Raw genomic sequence first — 20366 nt, 5'->3', positions numbered from 1 at the left:
ATTCGTCAGCCGCCCGTCATGCTCATGAAGCGCACCACCTGAACCTGCTCATCAGTGCGGAAGTGATGTTTCTCCGGCTTGAGTTGCAGTGCGTCCACCAGCGCATTGCGCAGGCGTTCGCCATCGCCCGGATGCCGGCGCATCAGGCTTTTCAGATCCAGCGCACCCTCGTGGCCGAGGCATAGCACCAGCTTGCCTTCGGCAGTCACGCGGACGCGGTTGCAACTGCCGCAGAAGTTGTTGCTGTGGGGCGAAATGAAGCCGACCTGTGTTTCGCTGCCCGCTACCTGCCAGTAACGCGACGGGCCGCCGGTGGCATGACTGCTGCGTACCAGGGTATGCCGCGCCTCGATTCGCTCACGCACTTCGTCGCTGGAACAGAAGGTGATCTGGCGTTGATGACTGGACACGCTACCCAGCGGCATCTCCTCGATGAAGCTGATATCCAGGCCGCGCTCAATGGCGAACTCCACCAGATCGAGAATCTCGTCGTCGTTGCGCCCCTTCTGCACCACGCTGTTGAGCTTGATCCGCTTGAAGCCAGCAGCGCGTGCCGCCTCGATGCCTGCCAGTACCTGATCGAGGCGGTCACGGCGAGTCAGTTCGGCGAAGCGGTCGCGCTTGAGCGAGTCGAGGCTGATGTTCAGGCGCTTCACGCCGGCATCACGCAGCGACGGCGCCAGACTTGGCAGCTGTGAACCGTTGGTGGTGATGGCCAGGTCTTCGAGCTCGCTGCGCGCGCCCAGTTGCGCCAGCAGGCCGGTCACACCCTTGCGCACCAACGGCTCGCCGCCGGTCACGCGAATGCGTTTGACACCGAGACTGATGAAGGCATCGGCCACGGCATAGAGCTCTTCGAGGGTAAGTATCTGCGCGCGGGGAGCGAAGACCATGTCTTCGCTCATGCAGTAGGTGCAGCGAAAATCGCAGCGATCGGTTACCGATAACCTCAGGTAGGTGATGCGCCGGCCGAACGGGTCGACCAACTGGGAATCGGGCATGGAACTCTCCAACTGCTGGTTGCGCCTGTATTCAGACTATGCGCTAAGCGCGAATCAGGCAAAGTGACGTTACCAACGGCGAGCGGTCCGCGCCACCGCCGGGCATGCAGCATCACGGTCGCAATGCTTTAATGAGCCGCTTTGGCAGGCAACCCGCTCGACCTGCAACCATGCGAGAGACCACGGCGAATGGATAACGACTCCTTGAAAGCGATGAGCTGGCGCGAACGGCTATACGTCATCATCTTTTTCACCAATACCCCAGCGGGAAAACGCTTCGATACCTGGCTGCTGGTGATTATCCTCGCCAGTCTGGTCGTGGTGATGTTCGACAGCATCGCCTCCTTCAATGAGCGCCACGGCGAGCTGCTGACCACTCTGGAATGGGGATTCACCACGATATTCGCCCTGGAGTACCTGGTGCGCATCTACACCCACCCCGAGCCACGCAAATACATCTTCAGCTTCTACGGCGCGGTGGACCTGCTCTCGGTGCTGCCGGCCTTCATCGCCCTGCTGCTACCCGATGCGCAGTACCTGCTGGTGGTACGCATCGTCCGCATGCTGCGGATTTTCCGTGTACTCAAGCTCACGCCCTACCTAAGCCAGGCGAATTTCCTGCTGGTGGCGCTGCAGGGCAGCCGGCAAAAGATCATCGTCTTCCTCGTCAGCGTAACCACCCTGATCATCGTTTACGGCACGCTGATGTATGTGATCGAAGGGCCAAGCAATGGCTTCACCAGCATTCCGATAAGCATCTACTGGGCGGTGGTCACGCTGACCACGGTCGGCTTCGGCGATATCGTTCCGCATACGCCGTTGGGCAAGGCGCTGGCGACGATGGTGATGATCACTGGTTATTCGATCATCGCCGTGCCGACCGGCATCTTCACCGCCGAACTGGCCAACGCCATGCGCCAGGACAGCCTGCGCCACAGCTGCCCGACCTGCGACAAGCTCACCCACGAGCCCAATGCGGCCTTCTGCAGCCGCTGCGGCAGCCAACTGTTCGAGCGGCGCGACGGCGAGGCGCGCGACTGACACGAGCCAACCGTCGCGCGGGCTGGGTCTCCACCCCGATGCCGCACCAACGGCACGACGAACTGCCCTGAAGCAGGGCTGTCACATCCTCAGACTCGCGTCAGGCAGGATGGAGACCGGCATGCCCTTGCTCAAACTGCTGCACTTCGCCGCCCTGCTCTGCTGGTGCGGCTCGCTGCTCTATCTCCCGGCGCTGATCGCGGCGGGCACCAAGCGTAGCGATCAGCTCTTCTACCGTGACCATGCACACCTCACCCGCATGGCCTTTACCCTCATCAGCACCCCGGCTGCGCTGCTGGCGATCGGCTCCGGCACGGCTCTGTTCCTGCGCGACGGCACGCTGGCCGGCTGGTTGATCATGAAGCTCACGGTAGTGACGGCGATGGCGCTTTGTCATGCGCTGTGCGGCGTTCTCGTCCTGCGCATCGAACGCGAGCCGGAGCGTGGCGTCACATACCAGTGCATCACCTTGGGCGTGATGGTGCCCGTGCTGATCGCCCTGACTCTGTGGCTGGTGCTGGCCAAGCCCTTCTGACCTCAAGGAACGACCGCCTCGCATGACCGACTCTCCGGCCCGATTCGTATACCCTCAGCGCCATTGCGCGGCGCAGCCCGGCAGGTCGCCAGGAGACGACTCGATCCGTCGCGACTCGCGCTTACGGCCCATCACCTTCAATGTCCACACCAACCGCGTGCTCGTAGACCAGGCGCCCGCCGAGAAAGGCCGCCAGCGAGATCAGCACGGCGGTCAGCAGCGACAGGTAGAGACCCCACATGGCATCGCCGTCACCGCGATCCATGCCCTGGTAGCGCAACAGCCAGTTCAGCGAGGCCAGGGAAAGCATCATCACCGCCAGGATCGCATGGCACCACGCGGTCACCTTGCGGCGAATCTGCTGCACGGTGACCAGATCAATCACGCCGGCGACGCTGGCGATCCAGCCGCCGATCGCACCCACACCGGAAAGCCAGAGGCCAGCGCGCCACCAGAATTCGTCAAGCGTCCACAGGAAGGCGAGATCCGCCGGCACCAGGCCGATCAACGCCGCGACGGGGAAGTGAATCATCATCGGGTGCAGCGGATGGCCGGCAATGGCGGCGTTACTGTTGATCGACTCGCGTTCTGTGGCCATCCGGCCCTCCCAGGCACTGAAGTGAAACGGGTCGCCCTGTGGTCGAGACGAGGCGGCAACCCTTTCAAATGGACCACGCTGGCGCTGGCAGTTCCTTTACTCGCGGCCTGCGACGGTCCGCAATCGGCGCTTTCACCAGCTGGCCCGATGGCCCGCGACGTGGCGAACGTCTGGTGGGCGATGTTCGGCTTTTCCGTGGTGGTGCTGCTGGTAGTGAGCGCGCTGTGGATCTACGCGATGCTGCGCCGCCCGCGAACGCACACCGCCGAAGAAGCCAAACGGATCAATCGTCGCTGGATCATCGGCGGCGGCCTGATCCTGCCCACCGTCACCATCATCGCCCTGCTGGCGTTCGGCATTCCCACCGGGCGCGGCATGCTGCCGTTGCCAGTCGAAGGCGAGCAACCGCTGCGCATCCAGGTTATCGGCCACCAATGGTGGTGGGAGGTGCGCTACCCGGAAAGCGGGGTGGTGACGGCCAACCAATTCATCCTGCCGGTCGATCGCCCGGTGGACGTCGAGGTCACCAGCGCCGACGTGATCCACTCGTTCTGGGTGCCACGCCTGGGCGGCAAGCTGGACATGGTTCCCGGCCGGACCAACACCCTGCGCGTGCAGGCCTCGCAGACCGGAATTTTCCGCGGGCAATGCTCGGAGTTCTGCGGCAGCCAGCATGCGCACATGATTCTGCACGTGGAGGCGCTGGAAGCTGACGCTTTTGCCAGCTGGATCAAGGCCCGCCGTGAGCTGCAGCACCAGCCACCCAGCGGCGATGCCGGTCGCGTCTTCGCTGAGCGCTGCGGGCAATGCCACCGCGTCACGGGCGTCAGCGAGGGCAATCGCGCACCGGACCTGAGCGATCTCGCCACCCGTCCGACCCTCGGCGCCGGCGTGATCGCCAACGATGCGGACGGCCTGCGCCGCTGGCTGAGCGATCACCAGAGCCTCAAGCACGGCAACGCCATGCCGCGGCACGACGACATTTCCGATGAAACCCTCGGCCAGCTTGCCGACTGGCTGGAGACACTCGCTCCATGACACCGACCCCGAAGAATGGCGCGCCCGCCACCGATCTCGACCAGTTGCAGGACCAGTTCAACGAGGTCTGGGGCAACCCCCGTGGCTGGCGTGCGCTGACCATCGTCAACCACACCAGCATCGGTCTGCGCTTTCTGGTCACCGGAGCCTTCTTCTTCCTCGTCGGCGGCCTGCTGGCGATGCTGATCCGCACGCAGCTCGCCCTCCCCGGCTACGAGCTGATGGAGCCGGACGTCTACAACCAGGTCTTCACCATGCACGGCACGGTGATGATGTTCCTCTTCGCGGTGCCGATGATGGAGGGGTTGGCGGTCTACCTGATCCCGAAGATGATCGGCGCCCGCGACCTGGTTTTCCCACGCCTTTCCGCCCTGGGCTACTACTGCTACCTGTTCGGCGGGCTGATCCTGCTGTCGAGCATCTTTCTCGACGTCGCGCCCAAGGCCGGCTGGTTCATGTACACGCCGCTGTCCAGCTCGGCACATACCCCCGGGGTGAACTCGGATTTCTGGCTGCTGGGCATCACCTTCGTCGAAATTTCCGCGGTATCCGCCGGCGTCGAGCTGGTGGTATCGATCCTGCGCACCCGCACCAACGGCATGGCGCTGCACAAGATGCCGCTGTACGCCTGGTACATCCTGGTGATGGCGATGATGATCGTGGTCGGTTTTCCGCCGCTGATCCTCGGCTCCATCCTGCTGGAACTGGAACGCGCGGCCGGCATGCCATTCTTCGATGTCGCCCGCGGTGGCGATCCGGTGCTCTGGCAGCACCTGTTCTGGCTGTTCGGTCACCCGGAGGTGTACATCATCTTCCTGCCCGGCGCCGGCATCGTCTCGACGCTGATTCCAGTGTTCTGCCAGCGCCCGCTGGTGGGCTACCGCTGGGTCGTGCTGGGCGTACTGACCACCGGCTTCATCAGCTTCGGACTATGGGTGCACCACATGTTCACGGTGGGCATTCCGCAGCTGGCCACGGCGTTCTTCTCGGCGGCGAGCATGCTGGTGGCAATCCCCACCGGCGTGCAGATCTTCGCCTGGCTGGCGACACTCTGGCTCGGCAAGCCGGTGTACAGGGTGCCAATGCTCTGGCTGGTGGGCTTTCTGATCGTCTTCGTCGCCGGCGGCCTGACCGGGGTAATGCTGGCGCTGGTGCCGTTCGACTGGCAGGTACACGACACCCATTTCGTCGTCGCGCACATGCACTACGTACTGGTGGGCGGCATGTTGTTCCCGCTAATGGCCGGTCTGTACTACTGGCTGCCGCACTTCTCCGGGCGCATGCCCTCGGAAAAGCTCGGCCGCTGGGGTTTCTGGCTGTTCTTCATCGGCTTCAACGTGACCTTCATGATCATGCACTGGACGGGCCTGATCGGCATGCCTCGGCGCGTCTACACCTATGACACCGGCCTCGGCTGGGACATGCCCAACCTGGTGTCGTCGATCGGCAGCTTCATCATGGCCGCAGGCGTCGCCACCATCCTGCTGGACATCATCCTGCACTTCCGCTTCGGCATCCCGGCGCCGAAGAATCCCTGGAAGGCCGATACGCTGGAATGGGCCACCAGCCTGCCGCCCAGCGCCTACAACTTCGTCAGCCTGCCCGACGTGACGGAGCGCCATCCGTTGTGGAAAGACCCGGACCTGCCCGACAGTATCGCCCGCGGTGAGCATGCGTTGACGGTGATCGATCATGGTCGGCGGGAGACCTGGGGCAGCGACCCGCTGACGGGGAAGGTCCGCGAGATCATCCACCTGCCAGGCAATAGCTGGCTACCGTTCATTGCCTCGGTGTTCCTCGCCGTGCTCTGCCTGAGCCTGCTGAACAAGGCCTACATCCTCGCGATCATCGCCACCGTGGCAACGCTGATCGTGCTGCTGCGCTGGTCCTGGGAAAACGGCGCCCATCCTGCTGCCGCGCCGGACGCCCATACCCAACCCGGCGAACCACCGCTGCACTCACGCACGTTTGACGGCCCGGGCCTGTGGGGCATGGGCGTGACGCTGCTGGCCAATGGCGCGCTGTACCTGTCGCTGCTGTTCGGCTGGTTCTATCTGTGGACCGTGTCGCCGCAATGGCAGGTGCCGGACAGCGACCTGAACGGTTGGTTGATGCTGGCCAGCACCGTGTTACTGAGTGCCGGCACGCTCTGGCTGCACCAGCTGATCAAGCGTCTGCGCGCCGGTATGCATTGCGGGCTGATGGGGCAACTTGCCGTGTTGGCGATCGTCGCCTTCATTCAATCGGCGCTGCTGCTCTGGCTGATGCTGTCGGCCGGCCTGGCGCCGACCGAAACCGCCCACGATGCAGTGATCTTCGTGATGCTGGCGTACAACCTGATTCACTGCACGCTGGCAGCCGTACTGACCGGACTGCAGGCGTGGCGGGTAGCCCTCGGTTACGTGGGCGACAAGGCGCCATACGAGCCCATCGTGGTCGAGCAGCTCTGGTACTACAACCTGGGTGTGCTGTGGGTCAGCTATGCGGCGATCGTGTTGTTCCCGGCGACCTGGGGAGGTGCCTGATGGCCTATGCACGCACGTCACCCTTTCACCCGGTGCAGATCCCGATCGGCCTGATCATCTGGAGCCTGTGGTTTGTCGCGATGTACGGTGGCCAGGCGGTGATCTGCAAGGTAAGCCCACCGGACCCCGCGGACGGCGTGTGGAACTGGCTGAACGGCAGCCTCGGCGTGCTGACCCTGCTTACCCTGACGCTGTTGCTCTGGCTAGCGCGTTACTTCTGGCGCCTGTCGCGACCACCGCATGAGTTGAACGAGCGGCAGCAGTTCGTCACCAAGCTGGCTGCCGGTATTCACTTCATTGCCGCGCTGGCCACCCTGTTCGTCGGCATTCCGCTGCTGCAGATTCCGCCATGCCTGTAATCCGACCGCCGATGCGCTGGGCAGCCGCTGCAGCCTTGACCGCCATCTTCCTGCCGGTATCGGCGCAGGCCCATGGCCTGTTCGATGCCCACCTGCTGGGCCGCGCGCCATTGCTACTCACGGCGGTGCTGGTCGCGGCCGCCTGGCTGCTCTATGTGCTGGGCGCCCGCAAGGTACCGCCGCGGCGCAGCGAGGCCCTCTGCTTTCACAGCGCCATGCTGCTGGCGGTGTTCTCGGTTTTCGGCCCCATCGACGACTGGGCGGAAAGCAGCACCAGCTGGCACATGACCCAGCACATGCTGTTCATCATCGTGATCGCGCCGCTGTGGGCGCTGGCCCGGCCGCTGCCGCAATGGCGCGGCGTCACCGGCCGCTTTGCCCAGCCGCTGTGGACTGGCATTCTGCGCGCCGGCCGCTACCCCACGCTGCTGGCGCTGCTGCATGGTGCGATCATCTGGATCTGGCACACGCCGAAGCTCTATGTGCTGGCGCTGGACAACCTCTGGTGGCACGCCTTCGAACATGCGTGCTTTCTGTTCACCGGCTGGCTGTTCTGGTGGTCGGTGCTGCGCGCCAATCCGAAGCAGGTGCCCCAGGCGTTGATGGCCGTGTTGCTGACGCTGATGCACACCGGCCTGTTGGGCGCCCTGCTCACCTTCGGCACCGTCTCGTTCTATGGCGAAGGTCGCTCGGTGGACGACCAGCAACTCGCCGGCCTGATCATGTGGGTACCCGGTGGGCTTATCTATCTGATCGGCGGGGGCTGGATCGCCTGGCGCTGGCTGACCCGCATGTGGCGGCGCCAGCAAACGGGTGCTGCCCGGGAGGAGCTGGGCTGAGGCTGCGAACGAGCCTGCAGCCGCGTCGCTCACTCGCTCTTCTTGCGAATCCAGTAGAGGTAGGTGCCAGCCGCTTCCTGCTGCTCGACCAGGTCATGGCCGAGAAAGATGCAGAACTTCGGAATATCTCTCTGGGTCGAGGGATCGGTCGCGATCACCTTGAGCAGCGCACCACCGGCCAGATCGCGCACCTTGTTGTGCAACATCATCACCGGCTCGGGGCAGTTCAGGCCGCTGGCATCGAGCACGGCATCGACGGACATTTCAGCTGATTGGGTCATCTTGGGCTCCGGAAAACTGGCGTGCATTGTTACGCATGCGCGCAGGCGGGTCATCCGCTGGCTGATCAGAGACGCCGCAGGTGGCAGGTCACCTCTTCGCGGTCGTGGTACAGCTGCTTGCAGCCGATGCTGGCCTTGACGCCGCGCGCGGCCAGGCCATCGGCGATGCGCTCGAGCAACCGCTTGACCTCGGCATAGCGCTGCTTCATCGGCAGTTTGAGGTTGACCACCGCTTCGCGGCACAGGCCCTCGCCGATCCAGGTTTCCAGCAGCGCGGCATTGCGCGCCGGCTTTTCGACGATATCGCAGACCATCCAGTTCACCGGCTTGCGCGGGCGGAACGTGAAGCCGTCGGCACGGAAATGTTCGACCAGCCCGGAATCCATCAGCTCGGCGTTCATCGGGCCGTTATCCACGGCGCTGACCTTGATGTGTCGGTTGACCAGCTGCCAGGTCCAGCCACCCGGCGCTGCGCCGAGATCGACGCCGGTCATGCCCGCCGCCAAACGCGCATCCCACTGGTCGCGCGGGATGAAATGGTGCCAGGCCTCCTCCAGCTTGAGCGTGGATCGACTGGGCGCCTGGCGCGGGAACTTCAGTCGCGGGATGCCCATCGGCCACAAGGCGCTGTTGTTCACCTCGGCAATACCGACGAACACCTCACGGCCACTCTTGAAGGTCAACAACAGTCGCGGGCCGTTGCCATGCTCGTCGAGGCGGCCGGCCTTGATCAGCGCCTTGCGCAGTGGCGCCTCGAACTTGCGGCAGAAGTTGGAAAGTTCCTTGCCATCGTTGGTGTCCAGCACTTCCAGCCACAAGCCACTGCAGACTGGATAAGCCGCCAGGTACTCCAGCAATACGCTGATACGATCCGTTTCAGGAAGTTGCAGGTACTCGCCGCGCGCCCATTGCCGCGGAAAGATCAGTTCGGCGAAACGCAGCTTTCGCATCAGCCGCTCGGCGCCGCCGCTTTCGCTGCAGATGAATTCCGCACAGGCACTCTCGGGCCGCGCCTTGGCGTAGCCGGCCACTTCCAGGACGGCGGCGTGCTCGCTGATTTCCGCGCATACCTCGCCCTCGAAACCGGGGCGGCAATGCAGCAGCAATGTGTTCATGTTCGAATCCTGTCAGCGGTCGGGCCAGCGCCAAAGCCGCGCATCATAGCCGACCACGGGAACCCTCGCCTGCATGACCCGGTCCAGTGCAGTAGCGAAGCCCCATGGGTTTCACCGCTCGTTCATCAGCCAGCCCTTACCGTGTGGGCACAAGGAGATGAGGAATGCCTTCCCTGGATAGCCTGAATTGCCGCCGCAGCCTCGAAGTTGCCGGCAAGACCTACCACTACTACAGCCTGCCCGACGCAGCCGCCCAACTCGGCGATATCAGCCGCCTGCCCACGTCACTGAAGGTGCTGCTGGAGAATCTGCTGCGCTGGGAAGACAACCAGACGGTGCGCGCCGACGACCTGAAATCCCTGGTGCGCTGGCTGGACACGCGCAGCTCCACGATGGAGATCCAGTACCGCCCTGCCCGCGTACTGATGCAGGACTTCACCGGCGTCCCGGCAGTCGTCGATCTTGCAGCCATGCGCGACGCCGTGGCCAAGGCCGGCGGCGATCCGCAGAAGATCAATCCGCTGTCGCCGGTGGACCTGGTCATCGACCACTCGGTGATGGTCGACCGTTTCGGCAACGATCAGGCATTCGAGCAGAACGTCGCGATCGAGATGCAGCGCAACGGCGAGCGCTACGAGTTCCTGCGCTGGGGCCAGCAGGCATTCGACAACTTCGCCGTGGTGCCACCGGGCACCGGCATCTGCCACCAGGTGAATCTGGAATACCTCGGCCAGGTGGTCTGGACCCGTGAAGAGAACGGCGAAACCTATGCCTATCCGGACACCCTGGTCGGCACCGACTCGCACACCACCATGATCAATGGCCTCGGTGTGCTTGGCTGGGGCGTTGGTGGTATCGAGGCCGAGGCGGCAATGCTCGGCCAGCCGGTGTCGATGCTGATCCCTGAAGTGATCGGCTTCCGCCTGACCGGCAAGCTCAACGAGGGTGTCACCGCCACCGACCTGGTGCTGACCGTAACGCAGATGCTGCGCAAGCACGGCGTGGTCGGAAAGTTCGTCGAGTTCTTCGGCCCCGGCCTGGATCACCTGCCGCTGGCCGACCGCGCCACCATCGGCAACATGGCCCCGGAATATGGCGCCACGTGCGGCTTCTTCCCGGTCGACCAGGTGACCATCGATTACCTGCGCCTGACAGGCCGCAATGAAGAGCGCATCGCGCTGGTCGAGGCCTACAGCAAGGCGCAGGGCATGTGGCGCGACACCAACTCGCCCGACCCGGAGTTCACCGCCACGCTGGAACTCGATCTCAGTCAGGTACGCCCCTCCGTGGCCGGACCGAAACGTCCGCAGGACCGTGTGACCCTCGGCGATATCGGCGCGAACTTCGATCTGCTGCTGGAGACCAGCGGGCGCCAGCAACAGGCTGATACCGATTTTGCGGTCGCTGGTGAACAGTTCCAGCTCAAGCACGGCGCGGTGGTGATCGCTGCCATCACCTCCTGCACCAATACCTCGAACCCGAACGTGCTGATGGCCGCCGGCCTGGTTGCGAAGAAGGCCATCGAGCGCGGCCTGCAACGCCAACCCTGGGTCAAAACCTCTCTGGCGCCGGGCTCGAAGGTGGTGACCGACTACCTCGAGCGCGCCGGCCTGACCCGCTATCTCGACGAACTCGGCTTCAACCTGGTGGGCTACGGCTGCACCACCTGCATCGGCAACTCCGGGCCGCTGCCGGATGCCATCGGCCAGGCGATCACAGATAACGATCTAATCGTTTCTTCCGTACTGTCCGGCAACCGTAACTTCGAAGGGCGCGTACATCCGTTGGTCAAGGCCAACTGGCTGGCCTCACCGCCGCTGGTGGTCGCCTTTGCACTGGCCGGCACCACACGCATCGACATGGACCGCGAACCGCTGGGCTATGACGCGCAGAACCAGCCGGTGTACCTGAAGGACATCTGGCCGAGCAGTGCCGAGATCGCCGAAGCGGTGGCGAGCATCGATGGCGAAATGTTCCGCAGCCGTTACGCCGACGTGTTCAGCGGTGACGAGCACTGGCAGAAGATTCCAGTCAGCGCCGGAGATACCTACGCGTGGGACGCTGGCTCCAGCTATGTGCAGAACCCGCCCTACTTCGAGGATATCGGCCAGCCACCGACTCCACCGACGGACGTAGAGAACGCTCGCGTGCTGGCCTTGTTCGGCGACTCGATCACCACCGACCACATCTCACCGGCCGGCAATATCAAGGCCAGCTCACCGGCCGGCACCTATCTGCAGTCGCTGGGCGTGGCGCCGGAGGACTTTAACTCCTATGGTTCGCGCCGCGGCAACCATGAAGTGATGATGCGCGGCACCTTCGCCAATATCCGCATCAAGAACGAGATGCTCGGCGGGGAGGAAGGTGGCAACACGCTCTATCAGCCGAGTGGCGAGAAGCTCTCGATCTACGATGCCGCCATGCGCTACCAGGCCGAGGGCGTACCGCTGGTGGTGATCGCCGGCAAGGAATACGGCACTGGTTCCAGCCGTGACTGGGCGGCCAAGGGCACCAATCTGCTGGGCGTCAAGGCGGTGATCGCCGAAAGCTTCGAGCGTATCCATCGCTCCAACCTGATCGGCATGGGCGTGCTGGCATTGCAGTTCGTCGATGATCAGACACGCCAGTCGCTGGGCCTGAACGGTACGGAGAAGTTGTCGATCCGCGGTCTAGGCGCCGACATCGCGCCACGCCAGATGCTGACCGTGGATGTGGAGCGCGGCGATGGTTCGCGTGACTCGTTCCAGGTGCTGAGCCGCATCGATACGCTCAACGAGGTGCAGTACTTCAAGGCTGGCGGGATTCTGCACTACGTGCTGCGCCAGCTGATCGGGAGCTGATCGAAACCGGAAACGCCGATGCGATTCCTTTCGCATCGGCGTCCGCCGGTCCTTCGGCGATTGGTTTCCAGCTGCCCTGACGTCCCTGCCCGCTGCCCGGCTCCCTGAGTTCGCTTCGCATCGCGAAGCACCGGACACGCACCGACAATGCCCAAAACCCGTTACAGAACCATTAAGCCATGGCTGCCGCTGGTCGCCTGTGCGCAGGAGAAGCTGATCCACGGATCAGCTTTCGCTCAAGAACGCCACTCTCCGGCCGACCAACTGGTCAGCCTGACCCATTAGAAAAACATAAGGTCGGGTGCGACACCCTACGATTCCTCTGCCAGGCGTGATAGTCGATGCGTAACAATCAACCCGTAACTCAGCGCGAATACGCGTTTCCTGACCAGCAACGCCTCATCTCGACCACCGACCTCAAAGGCCAGATCACCTACTGCAACGACATATTTGCCGAGGTCAGCGGCTTCGCACGTGACGAACTGATTCGCGCGCCGCATAACCTGGTGCGCCATCCGGATGTGCCGCCGGCCGTGTTCGACCACATGTGGACGACCCTCAAGCAGGGCAAGCCGTGGATGGGCATCGTCAAGAACCGGCGCAAGACCGGCGACCATTATTGGGTCAACGCCTACGTCACGCCCATTTTCGATCAGCAGCGCCAGGTAACAGGCTATGAGTCGGTGCGTACCAAACCGACCCGCGAACAGGTTCAGCGAGCCGAAGCCCTGTATGCGCGCATCAATTCCGGCAAGTCCGGCGTGCCCCGCCGCGACACCTGGCTGCCCGTATTGAGCAAATGGCTACCATTTCTGGTCATCAGCCAGATCGGGTTTCTGGTCGGGGCCAGCTTCGATCATGCATTGGGGTTCATCGCCGCCGCGCTGCTGGCCGTACCGTTCGGCCTGGTCGCGCTGCACTGGCAGCAACGTGGCATAAAGCGCCTGTTGCAGCTGGCGAGCGAGAGCACCAGTGACCCACTCATCGCGCGTATGTATACCGACAGCAGCGGCGTCGAAGCCCAGCTGGAAATGGCGATGCTCAGTCAGCATGCGCACCTGAAGACCTGCCTCACGCGCTTGCAGGACATGGCCGTGCAGTTGCAGGGCCAAGCCAAACAGGCCGACTCGCTGGCACAGAACTGCGCCAATGGCCTGATGCAGCAGCATCAGGAAACCGAGCAGGTCGCAACGGCGATCAACGAGATGGCCGCGACGACGCAGGAGGTCGCCGGCAACGTAGCGCTGGCCGCCGACGCGACCCGAGAGGCCAGCCGCCTCACCGATCAGGGCCGTGCGGTCACTGCCGAGACACGCAAGGCCATTCAGCAGCTATCCGAGTCCGTCGCCAAGACGGGCGAGGCGGTCAACCAACTGGCCAACGACAGCGAGGCGATCGGCAGCGTGGTCGATGTGATCAAGAGCATCGCCGACCAGACCAACCTGCTGGCACTCAACGCCGCGATCGAGGCTGCGCGTGCCGGTGAAAGTGGCCGCGGCTTCGCGGTAGTCGCCGACGAAGTCCGCCAGCTTGCCCAACGAACGGCCAGTGCCACGGGTGAGATCCACCAACTGATCGAGAAGCTTCAGTCGCAGGCGCGCCACGCCGTGCAGACCACCGAGGATGGCCGAGTGCATGCGACGCGCGGCGTCGATCAGGTGGTCCAGGCCGATCAGGCCCTCAGCGGGATCAATGAGGCGATAGGCAATATCATCGACATGACCACGCAGATCGCGTCCGCGACGGAGCAGCAGAGCGCGGTGGCCGACGAGATCAGCAACAACGTCAGCACCATCGCCCAGCTGGCCGAACAGACCACCGGTGACGCGCGCAGCTCTGCGCTGCTCAGCGAGGACCTCGCCGCCACGGCGCAAGGGCAGTACGCCCTGATCGAGCGCTTCAACCGCTAGGAAAAGCCGCAGCCGGTATCGCTCGATCCGGCTGCAGGCAGCGCTCTGTGCGAGATCACACCCTGGAGAAAAGCGGCAATCGCATCGGCAGTACTGTCGAGGTGCTGGTCGTGGCTCAGGCCCGAGCGTTTCAGCGGTTTGAGATCGTGATCGGCGGCGGCCAGCCAGTGCAGCGCAATCGCCGGGGATAGCGCGTACTGCGCCACCGTTTCATGATCACCCAAGGCGTCGCGCTCACCCTGGACAACCAGGGTCGGCGTCTGCAGCATGGCGAGATGCGCCACCCGAGGCTTTTCCGGCTTGCCGGCGGCATAGAACGGATAACCCAGGCAGACCAACGCGTCCGCGCCCAACTCATCGGCCAGCAAACTGGCCATTCGCCCCCCCATCGACTTGCCACCGATGGCCAGCGGTCCTGTGGCCTGCTGTCGCACCAGGGCATGGACTTCACGCCATTGGGCCAACAATTGAGCCTGTGGACTGGGCGGCCGCTTGCCTGCCCCGGCACGTCGCGCCGCCATGTAGGCGAACTCGAATCGGCAAACCGCTATCCCGCGCGCAGCAAGGCGCGCAGCCATTTGTTCCATGAACGGGCTGTCCATCGGTGCTCCTGCACCATGCGCCAGGATCAGGCTCACCCATGCGCCGGCAGACGGCTGGTTCCACCTGACGAGATGCCCTTTGTCACTTTGTGTGTATTGATCCGGGTCAATACCGGCAGATTGCCCTTTCCCCATCCTTGCCCCGCTTTCTATTAGAAAGAAAAAAACTGCTCATTACCCGTGGATGGAAGCCCATACATGAACACAGCAACCAGTACCGCCTACAGTTACAAGGTGGTCCGCCAATTCGCCATCATGACGGTGGTGTGGGGAATCGTCGGGATGGGGCTCGGCGTTTTCATCGCAGCACAATTGGCCTGGCCATTTCTGAACCTTGACCTCCCCTGGACCAGTTTCGGTCGTCTACGTCCATTGCACACCAACGCGGTGATCTTCGCCTTCGGCGGCTGTGCTCTGTTCGCAACGTCCTACTACTCGGTACAGCGTACCTGTCAGACCACACTGTTCGCGCCGAAGTTGGCCGCGTTCACGTTCTGGGGCTGGCAGCTGGTCATCCTGCTCGCCGCGATCTCCCTGCCGCTGGGCTTCACCAGCTCCAAGGAATATGCGGAACTGGAGTGGCCGATCGATATCCTGATCACCATCGTCTGGGTGGCCTATGCGGTCGTCTTCTTCGGTACGCTGGCGACGCGCAAGGTCAAGCACATCTACGTCGGTAACTGGTTCTTCGGCGCCTTCATCCTGACCGTGGCCATTCTGCACATCGTCAACAACCTGGAAATCCCGGTCAGTGCGATGAAGTCCTACTCGCTGTATGCCGGTGCGACCGATGCGATGGTGCAATGGTGGTACGGCCACAACGCCGTGGGCTTCTTCCTTACCGCCGGCTTCCTCGGGATCATGTACTACTTCGTGCCGAAGCAGGCCGAGCGTCCGGTGTATTCCTATCGCCTGTCGATCGTCCACTTCTGGGCACTGATCACCGTCTACATCTGGGCCGGTCCGCACCACCTGCACTACACCGCTCTGCCGGATTGGGCGCAGAGCCTGGGCATGGTGATGTCGCTGATTCTGCTGGCTCCCAGCTGGGGCGGCATGATCAACGGCATGATGACCCTCTCGGGCGCCTGGCACAAACTGCGCAGCGACCCGATCCTGCGCTTCCTGGTGGTTTCGCTGGCGTTCTACGGCATGTCGACCTTCGAAGGCCCGATGATGGCCATCAAGACCGTCAACGCCCTCTCGCACTACACCGACTGGACCATCGGCCACGTACACGCCGGCGCCCTCGGCTGGGTTGCCATGGTGTCCATCGGCGCGCTGTATCACCTGATTCCGAAGGTCTTCGGCCGCGCTCAGATGCACAGCGTCGCGCTGATCAACACCCACTTCTGGCTGGCCACCATCGGCACCGTGCTCTACATCGCCTCGATGTGGGTCAACGGTATCGCCCAGGGCCTGATGTGGCGCGCGATCAACGACGACGGCACGCTGACCTACTCCTTCGTCGAAGCACTGGAAGCCAGCCACCCCGGTTTCGTGGTGCGGATGATCGGTGGCGCGATCTTCTTCGCCGGCATGCTGGTGATGGCCTACAACACCTGGCGCACCGTGCAGGCTGCCAAGCCCGCCGAGTACGACGCTGCCGCGCAGATCGCCTGAGGAGCCTAGGTAAATGAAATCGCACGAGAAACTAGAAAAGAACGTCGGGCTGTTGACCCTGTTCATGATCCTGGCGGTGAGCATCGGTGGTCTGACCCAGATCGTCCCGCTGTTCTTCCAGGACGCCGTCAACGAGCCGGTCGAAGGCATGAAGCCATACACCGCGCTGCAGCTGGAAGGCCGCGATCTGTACATCCGCGAAGGCTGTGTCGGCTGCCACTCGCAGATGATCCGTCCGTTCCGCGCTGAAACCGAGCGTTACGGCCACTACTCGGTCGCTGGCGAAAGCGTCTATGACCATCCGTTCCTGTGGGGCTCCAAGCGTACCGGTCCGGACCTGGCCCGTGTCGGTGGCCGCTACTCCGATGACTGGCACCGCGCGCACCTGTACAACCCGCGCAACGTAGTGCCCGAGTCGAAGATGCCGTCCTACCCGTGGCTGGTCGAGAACACCCTCGACGGCAAGGACACCGCCAAGAAGATGTCGGCACTGCGCACTCTCGGCGTGCCGTACACCGAAGAAGACATCGCCGGCGCTCGCGACTCCGTCAAGGGCAAGACCGAGATGGACGCCATGGTGGCCTATCTGCAGGTGCTCGGCACGGCTCTGACCAACAAGCGCTAATCGCAGCCAAGAAAAATGACGGCTGCCAAGCCAGCCGTCAGGGACTTCAATCGCGGACAGCCAGAGTTGCTCGGGCTGTTCAGGAGTAGCACATGAGCACTTTCTGGAGTGGATACATCGCCCTGCTGACGCTGGGCACCATCGTCGCTCTGTTCTGGCTGATCTTCGCCACCCGCAAGGGCGAGTCGGCCGGCACCACGGATCAAACGATGGGTCATGCCTTCGACGGCATCGAGGAATACGACAACCCGCTGCCGCGCTGGTGGTTCCTGCTGTTCATCGGCACCCTGGTGTTCGGCATCCTTTACCTCGTGCTCTATCCGGGCCTGGGTAACTGGAAAGGCGTACTGCCCGGCTACGAGGGTGGCTGGACTCAGGAAAAGCAGTGGGAGCGCGAGGTCGCTCAGGCCGATGAGAAATACGGTCCGATCTTCGCCAAGTACGCTGCCATGTCGGTGGAAGAAGTCGCTCAGGACCCGCAAGCCGTGAAGATGGGTGCTCGCCTGTTCGCCAACTACTGCGCCATCTGCCATGGTTCCGATGCCAAGGGCTCCCTGGGCTTCCCGAACCTGGCTGACCATGACTGGCGCTGGGGTGGTGATGCAGCCTCGATCAAGACCAGCATCCTCAACGGCCGTATCGCAGCAATGCCGGCCTGGGGTCAGGCCATCGGCGAGGAAGGCGTGAAGAACGTGGCAGCCTTCGTCCGCAAGGAACTCGCTGGCCTGGCGCTGCCGGAAGGCACCGACGCTGATCTGGGCAAAGGCAAAGAGGTCTATGCACAGACCTGCTCCGTCTGCCACGGCCAGGGTGGAGAAGGTATGGCAGCACTGGGTGCGCCGAATCTTCAGCATGCTTCCGGCTGGATCTACGGCTCGAGCCTCGCTCAGCTGCAGCAGACCATCCGCCACGGCCGCAACGGCCAGATGCCTGCCCAGCAGCAGTACCTGGGCGACGACAAGGTTCACCTGCTCGCCGCCTACGTCTACAGCTTGTCGCAGAAACCGGAACAACTCGCCAAGCAGTAAGTCGTAAAAAGGGCGGTACACTCGTACCGCCCTTCTCGCCTTGTCTTCAGGCAACTCTCGTCGCGCTGCGACCATCTGTCGCATCATCAGCCGACCGAAGACCTTCCCCGCCCGCCCACGCACTTCTAAGCTTTGCTTCCGACTCGCCGCACCACCTAGAAGCATAAGGCGAACTCGGTATTTCTGGCGCACCGGCCTGGTGCGAAACGTCCCTGCGCAGCGCATGGAAAACGCTTTAAATCAGGGTTTTGGCCAGCAAAGAGAGCCCGGGCGTCGTTTGCATTGCCCCCATGCTTTCTCCATACTTGCCGCCGTTTTTGCCTTCGAAAATGCCATTAGCGTGGAAGCCTTGCATGAGCACAGCAATAAGTGAGACTGCTTATAACTATAAGGTGGTTCGCCAATTCGCCATCATGACGGTGGTATGGGGAATCATCGGGATGGGCCTGGGTGTTTTGATCGCCGCGCAGTTGGTGTGGCCCTCGCTCAACTTCGACCTGCCGTGGACGAGCTTCGGCCGTCTACGACCATTGCACACAAACGCGGTGATCTTCGCATTCGGTGGTTGCGCACTGTTTGCCACGTCCTATTACGTGGTTCAGCGCACTTGCCAGGCGCGTCTGTTCTCCGACGGACTCGCGGCCTTCACCTTCTGGGGTTGGCAGGCTGTGATCGTGCTTGCAGTCATCACGCTTCCACAGGGCTTCACCAGCTCCAAGGAATACGCGGAACTGGAATGGCCGATCGACATCCTGATCACGCTGGTGTGGGTGTCGTACATCGGCGTGTTCTTCGGCACGATCATGAAGCGCAAGGCCAAGCACATCTATGTGGGTAACTGGTTCTTCGGCGCGTTCATCCTGGTTACGGCGATGCTGCACATCGTCAACAACCTGGAAATCCCGGTGTCCTGGTTCAAGTCCTACTCGATCTATTCGGGTGCGACCGACGCGATGGTGCAATGGTGGTACGGCCACAACGCCGTGGGTTTCTTCCTGACCACCGGCTTCCTGGGCATGATGTATTACTTCGTGCCGAAGCAGGCCGAGCGCCCGGTGTATTCCTATCGCCTGTCGATCGTTCACTTCTGGGCGCTGATCACCCTTTATATCTGGGCCGGTCCGCACCACCTGCACTACACCGCTCTGCCGGATTGGGCGCAGAGCCTGGGCATGGTGATGTCGATCATCCTGCTGGCTCCGAGCTGGGGCGGCATGATCAACGGCATGATGACCCTCTCGGGCGCCTGGCATAAGCTGCGCACCGATCCGATCCTGCGCTTCCTGGTGGTATCGCTGGCGTTCTACGGTATGTCGACCTTCGAAGGTCCGATGATGGCGATCAAGACCGTCAACGCCCTCTCGCACTACACCGACTGGACCATCGGCCACGTTCACGCCGGCGCCCTCGGCTGGGTTGCGATGATCACCATCGGCTCCATGTACCACCTGATCCCGAAAGTGTTCGGTCGCGAGCAGATGCACAGCATCGGCCTGATCAATGCGCACTTCTGGCTGGCCACCATCGGCACCGTGCTCTACATCGCCTCGATGTGGGTCAACGGCATCACCCAGGGTCTGATGTGGCGCGCAATCAACGAAGACGGCACGCTGACCTACTCCTTCGTCGAGGCACTGGAAGCCAGCCACCCCGGCTTCATCGTCCGTGCACTGGGCGGTGCCTTTTTCCTCGCCGGCATGCTGCTGATGGCCTACAACACCTGGCGCACTGTGCGTGCCGCCAAAGCAGCTCAGTACGACGCTGCTGCGCAGATCGCTTGAGGAACGGATAGATGAAGAATCACGAAGTACTCGAAAAGAACATTGGTCTGCTGACCCTGTTCATGATCCTGGCGGTGAGCATCGGTGGTCTGACCCAGATCGTCCCGCTGTTCTTCCAGGACGCCGTCAACGAGCCGGTCGAAGGCATGAAGCCCTACACCGCGCTGCAGCTGGAAGGCCGCGATCTGTACATCCGCGAAGGCTGCGTCGGCTGCCACTCGCAGATGGTGCGTCCGTTCCGCGCTGAAACCGAGCGTTACGGCCACTACTCGGTCGCTGGCGAAAGCGTCTATGACCATCCGTTCCTGTGGGGCTCCAAGCGTACCGGTCCGGACCTGGCCCGCGTCGGCGGCCGCTACTCCGATGACTGGCACCGCGCGCACCTGTACAACCCGCGCAACGTAGTGCCCGAGTCGAAGATGCCTTCCTACCCGTGGCTGGTGGAGAACACCCTCGACGGCAAGGACACCGCCAAGAAGATGTCGGCGCTGCGCACCCTCGGCGTGCCCTACACCGAAGAAGACATTGCGGGTGCCAAGGACGCCGTCCGTGGCAAGACCGAGATGGACGCCATGGTCGCCTACCTGCAAGTACTCGGCACTGCACTCACCAACAAACGGTAACG

Annotated in this window: 18 protein-coding genes; 13 read left to right on the top strand and 5 right to left on the bottom strand. The window is 63.0% G+C overall.

Features of this window, described 5'->3' with window-relative positions; genetic code table 11:
• Window positions 1-5 precede the first annotated feature (5 nt).
• Window positions 6-1001, bottom strand: a complete 996-nt coding sequence (gene moaA, locus BM275_RS05185) for a GTP 3',8-cyclase MoaA (protein ID WP_090519717.1) — start codon at window positions 999-1001, stop codon at window positions 6-8.
• 189 nt (window positions 1002-1190) lie between these two features.
• On the opposite strand from moaA, the gene BM275_RS05180 reads away from it, so the two are divergent.
• The gene (locus BM275_RS05180) at window positions 1191-2042 is read left to right on the top strand and encodes an ion transporter (protein ID WP_090519715.1); all 852 of its coding nucleotides are present in this window, start codon (window positions 1191-1193) and stop codon (window positions 2040-2042) included.
• 121 nt (window positions 2043-2163) lie between these two features.
• The gene (locus BM275_RS05175) at window positions 2164-2577 is read left to right on the top strand and encodes a CopD family protein (protein WP_090519712.1); all 414 of its coding nucleotides are present in this window, start codon (window positions 2164-2166) and stop codon (window positions 2575-2577) included.
• Between the two features lie 121 nt (window positions 2578-2698).
• On the opposite strand, the gene BM275_RS05170 is transcribed toward BM275_RS05175, so the two are convergent.
• Entirely contained in the window at window positions 2699-3175 is a 477-nt protein-coding gene (locus BM275_RS05170) for a DUF2231 domain-containing protein (RefSeq protein WP_090519710.1), read from the bottom strand.
• A gap of 147 nt (window positions 3176-3322) precedes the next feature.
• Between BM275_RS05170 and coxB the strand changes: the two genes are divergently transcribed.
• From coxB to BM275_RS05150, 4 genes are read left to right on the top strand one after another with little or no spacing between them, the layout of a single operon-like run.
• On the top strand, window positions 3323-4213 hold the full coding sequence (coxB, locus tag BM275_RS05165) for a cytochrome c oxidase subunit II (protein WP_090519708.1): 891 nt from the start codon (window positions 3323-3325) through the stop codon (window positions 4211-4213).
• Window positions 4210-6738 carry a cytochrome c oxidase subunit I gene (ctaD, locus tag BM275_RS05160; RefSeq protein ID WP_090519706.1) on the top strand — a complete coding sequence of 843 codons (2529 nt, stop codon included), beginning with the start codon at window positions 4210-4212 and terminating at the stop codon, window positions 6736-6738. Before coxB ends, ctaD begins: the two co-directional genes overlap by 4 nt.
• Window positions 6738-7097, top strand: a complete 360-nt coding sequence (locus tag BM275_RS05155) for a hypothetical protein (protein ID WP_090519705.1) — start codon at window positions 6738-6740, stop codon at window positions 7095-7097. Before ctaD ends, BM275_RS05155 begins: the two co-directional genes overlap by 1 nt.
• 11 nt (window positions 7098-7108) lie before the next feature.
• A complete protein-coding gene (locus BM275_RS05150; protein WP_090519703.1) occupies window positions 7109-7936 on the top strand; it encodes a cytochrome c oxidase assembly protein in 828 nt (275 codons plus the stop codon).
• A gap of 29 nt (window positions 7937-7965) precedes the next feature.
• Here the strand turns inward: BM275_RS05150 and tusA are convergent, their stop codons facing one another.
• Together tusA and rlmM are read right to left on the bottom strand one after the other, a co-directional pair.
• Complete coding sequence (gene tusA, locus BM275_RS05145) at window positions 7966-8217, bottom strand: sulfurtransferase TusA (RefSeq protein ID WP_014820499.1); 252 nt, start codon at window positions 8215-8217, stop codon at window positions 7966-7968.
• A 65-nt stretch (window positions 8218-8282) separates the two neighbouring features.
• Window positions 8283-9332: a 23S rRNA (cytidine(2498)-2'-O)-methyltransferase RlmM gene (gene rlmM, locus BM275_RS05140; RefSeq protein WP_090519701.1), complete on the bottom strand. Its 1050-nt coding sequence runs from the start codon at window positions 9330-9332 to the stop codon at window positions 8283-8285.
• Between the two features lie 164 nt (window positions 9333-9496).
• Here rlmM and acnA point away from each other — a divergent pair, with 164 nt between their 5' ends.
• Both acnA and BM275_RS05130 read left to right on the top strand, forming a co-directional pair.
• On the top strand, window positions 9497-12172 hold the full coding sequence (gene acnA / locus BM275_RS05135; RefSeq protein WP_090519699.1) for an aconitate hydratase AcnA: 2676 nt from the start codon (window positions 9497-9499) through the stop codon (window positions 12170-12172).
• Window positions 12173-12513: 341 nt separating this feature from the next.
• A complete protein-coding gene (locus tag BM275_RS05130) occupies window positions 12514-14082 on the top strand; it encodes a methyl-accepting chemotaxis protein (protein ID WP_090519697.1) in 1569 nt (522 codons plus the stop codon).
• Here the strand turns inward: BM275_RS05130 and BM275_RS05125 are convergent.
• A complete protein-coding gene (locus BM275_RS05125; protein WP_090519696.1) occupies window positions 14079-14819 on the bottom strand; it encodes an alpha/beta family hydrolase in 741 nt (246 codons plus the stop codon). The genes BM275_RS05130 and BM275_RS05125 overlap by 4 nt on opposite strands.
• 63 nt (window positions 14820-14882) lie before the next feature.
• On the opposite strand from BM275_RS05125, the gene ccoN (BM275_RS05120) reads away from it, so the two are divergent.
• The 5 genes from ccoN (BM275_RS05120) to ccoO (BM275_RS05100) all read left to right on the top strand — a co-directional run bounded on the left by ccoN (BM275_RS05120) (window position 14883) and on the right by ccoO (BM275_RS05100) (window position 20364).
• On the top strand, window positions 14883-16307 hold the full coding sequence (ccoN, locus tag BM275_RS05120) for a cytochrome-c oxidase, cbb3-type subunit I (protein ID WP_041014122.1): 1425 nt from the start codon (window positions 14883-14885) through the stop codon (window positions 16305-16307).
• Window positions 16308-16320: 13 nt separating this feature from the next.
• The gene (gene ccoO, locus BM275_RS05115; protein WP_003301811.1) at window positions 16321-16932 is read left to right on the top strand and encodes a cytochrome-c oxidase, cbb3-type subunit II; all 612 of its coding nucleotides are present in this window, start codon (window positions 16321-16323) and stop codon (window positions 16930-16932) included.
• 92 nt (window positions 16933-17024) lie between these two features.
• Window positions 17025-17960 (top strand): cytochrome-c oxidase, cbb3-type subunit III, encoded by a 936-nt coding sequence (ccoP, locus tag BM275_RS05110; RefSeq protein ID WP_090519693.1) that lies wholly within the window; start codon window positions 17025-17027, stop codon window positions 17958-17960.
• A gap of 353 nt (window positions 17961-18313) precedes the next feature.
• On the top strand, window positions 18314-19741 hold the full coding sequence (gene ccoN / locus BM275_RS05105) for a cytochrome-c oxidase, cbb3-type subunit I (protein WP_003301808.1): 1428 nt from the start codon (window positions 18314-18316) through the stop codon (window positions 19739-19741).
• 11 nt (window positions 19742-19752) lie between these two features.
• On the top strand, window positions 19753-20364 hold the full coding sequence (ccoO, locus tag BM275_RS05100; RefSeq protein ID WP_041014125.1) for a cytochrome-c oxidase, cbb3-type subunit II: 612 nt from the start codon (window positions 19753-19755) through the stop codon (window positions 20362-20364).
• Window positions 20365-20366: the final 2 nt, after the last annotated feature.

It is taken from the genome of Stutzerimonas kunmingensis (assembly GCF_900114065.1).
Classification (GTDB): domain Bacteria; phylum Pseudomonadota; class Gammaproteobacteria; order Pseudomonadales; family Pseudomonadaceae; genus Stutzerimonas; species Stutzerimonas kunmingensis.
The sequence above is the reverse complement of the archived record's forward strand: the minus strand, read 5'-3'. Positions and strand labels throughout refer to the sequence as shown.

Excerpts from the sequence above, each read along its gene's own strand:
- moaA (WP_090519717.1), bottom strand. The coding sequence starts at position 1,001 with ATGCCCGATTCCCAGTTGGTCGACCCGTTCGGCCGGCGCATCACCTAC.
- tusA (WP_014820499.1), bottom strand. The coding sequence starts at position 8,217 with ATGACCCAATCAGCTGAAATGTCCGTCGATGCCGTGCTCGATGCCAGC.
- ccoO (WP_003301811.1), top strand. The coding sequence starts at position 16,321 with ATGAAATCGCACGAGAAACTAGAAAAGAACGTCGGGCTGTTGACCCTG.
- acnA (WP_090519699.1), top strand. The coding sequence starts at position 9,497 with ATGCCTTCCCTGGATAGCCTGAATTGCCGCCGCAGCCTCGAAGTTGCC.
- ctaD (WP_090519706.1), top strand. The coding sequence starts at position 4,210 with ATGACACCGACCCCGAAGAATGGCGCGCCCGCCACCGATCTCGACCAG.
- ccoN (WP_003301808.1), top strand. The coding sequence starts at position 18,314 with ATGAGCACAGCAATAAGTGAGACTGCTTATAACTATAAGGTGGTTCGC.
- BM275_RS05150 (WP_090519703.1), top strand. The coding sequence starts at position 7,109 with ATGCGCTGGGCAGCCGCTGCAGCCTTGACCGCCATCTTCCTGCCGGTA.
- BM275_RS05170 (WP_090519710.1), bottom strand. The coding sequence starts at position 3,175 with ATGGCCACAGAACGCGAGTCGATCAACAGTAACGCCGCCATTGCCGGC.
- ccoN (WP_041014122.1), top strand. The coding sequence starts at position 14,883 with ATGAACACAGCAACCAGTACCGCCTACAGTTACAAGGTGGTCCGCCAA.
- BM275_RS05155 (WP_090519705.1), top strand. The coding sequence starts at position 6,738 with ATGGCCTATGCACGCACGTCACCCTTTCACCCGGTGCAGATCCCGATC.
- BM275_RS05130 (WP_090519697.1), top strand. The coding sequence starts at position 12,514 with ATGCGTAACAATCAACCCGTAACTCAGCGCGAATACGCGTTTCCTGAC.
- ccoO (WP_041014125.1), top strand. The coding sequence starts at position 19,753 with ATGAAGAATCACGAAGTACTCGAAAAGAACATTGGTCTGCTGACCCTG.
- BM275_RS05125 (WP_090519696.1), bottom strand. The coding sequence starts at position 14,819 with ATGGGGAAAGGGCAATCTGCCGGTATTGACCCGGATCAATACACACAA.
- BM275_RS05180 (WP_090519715.1), top strand. The coding sequence starts at position 1,191 with ATGGATAACGACTCCTTGAAAGCGATGAGCTGGCGCGAACGGCTATAC.
- coxB (WP_090519708.1), top strand. The coding sequence starts at position 3,323 with ATGGCCCGCGACGTGGCGAACGTCTGGTGGGCGATGTTCGGCTTTTCC.
- ccoP (WP_090519693.1), top strand. The coding sequence starts at position 17,025 with ATGAGCACTTTCTGGAGTGGATACATCGCCCTGCTGACGCTGGGCACC.
- BM275_RS05175 (WP_090519712.1), top strand. The coding sequence starts at position 2,164 with ATGCCCTTGCTCAAACTGCTGCACTTCGCCGCCCTGCTCTGCTGGTGC.
- rlmM (WP_090519701.1), bottom strand. The coding sequence starts at position 9,332 with ATGAACACATTGCTGCTGCATTGCCGCCCCGGTTTCGAGGGCGAGGTA.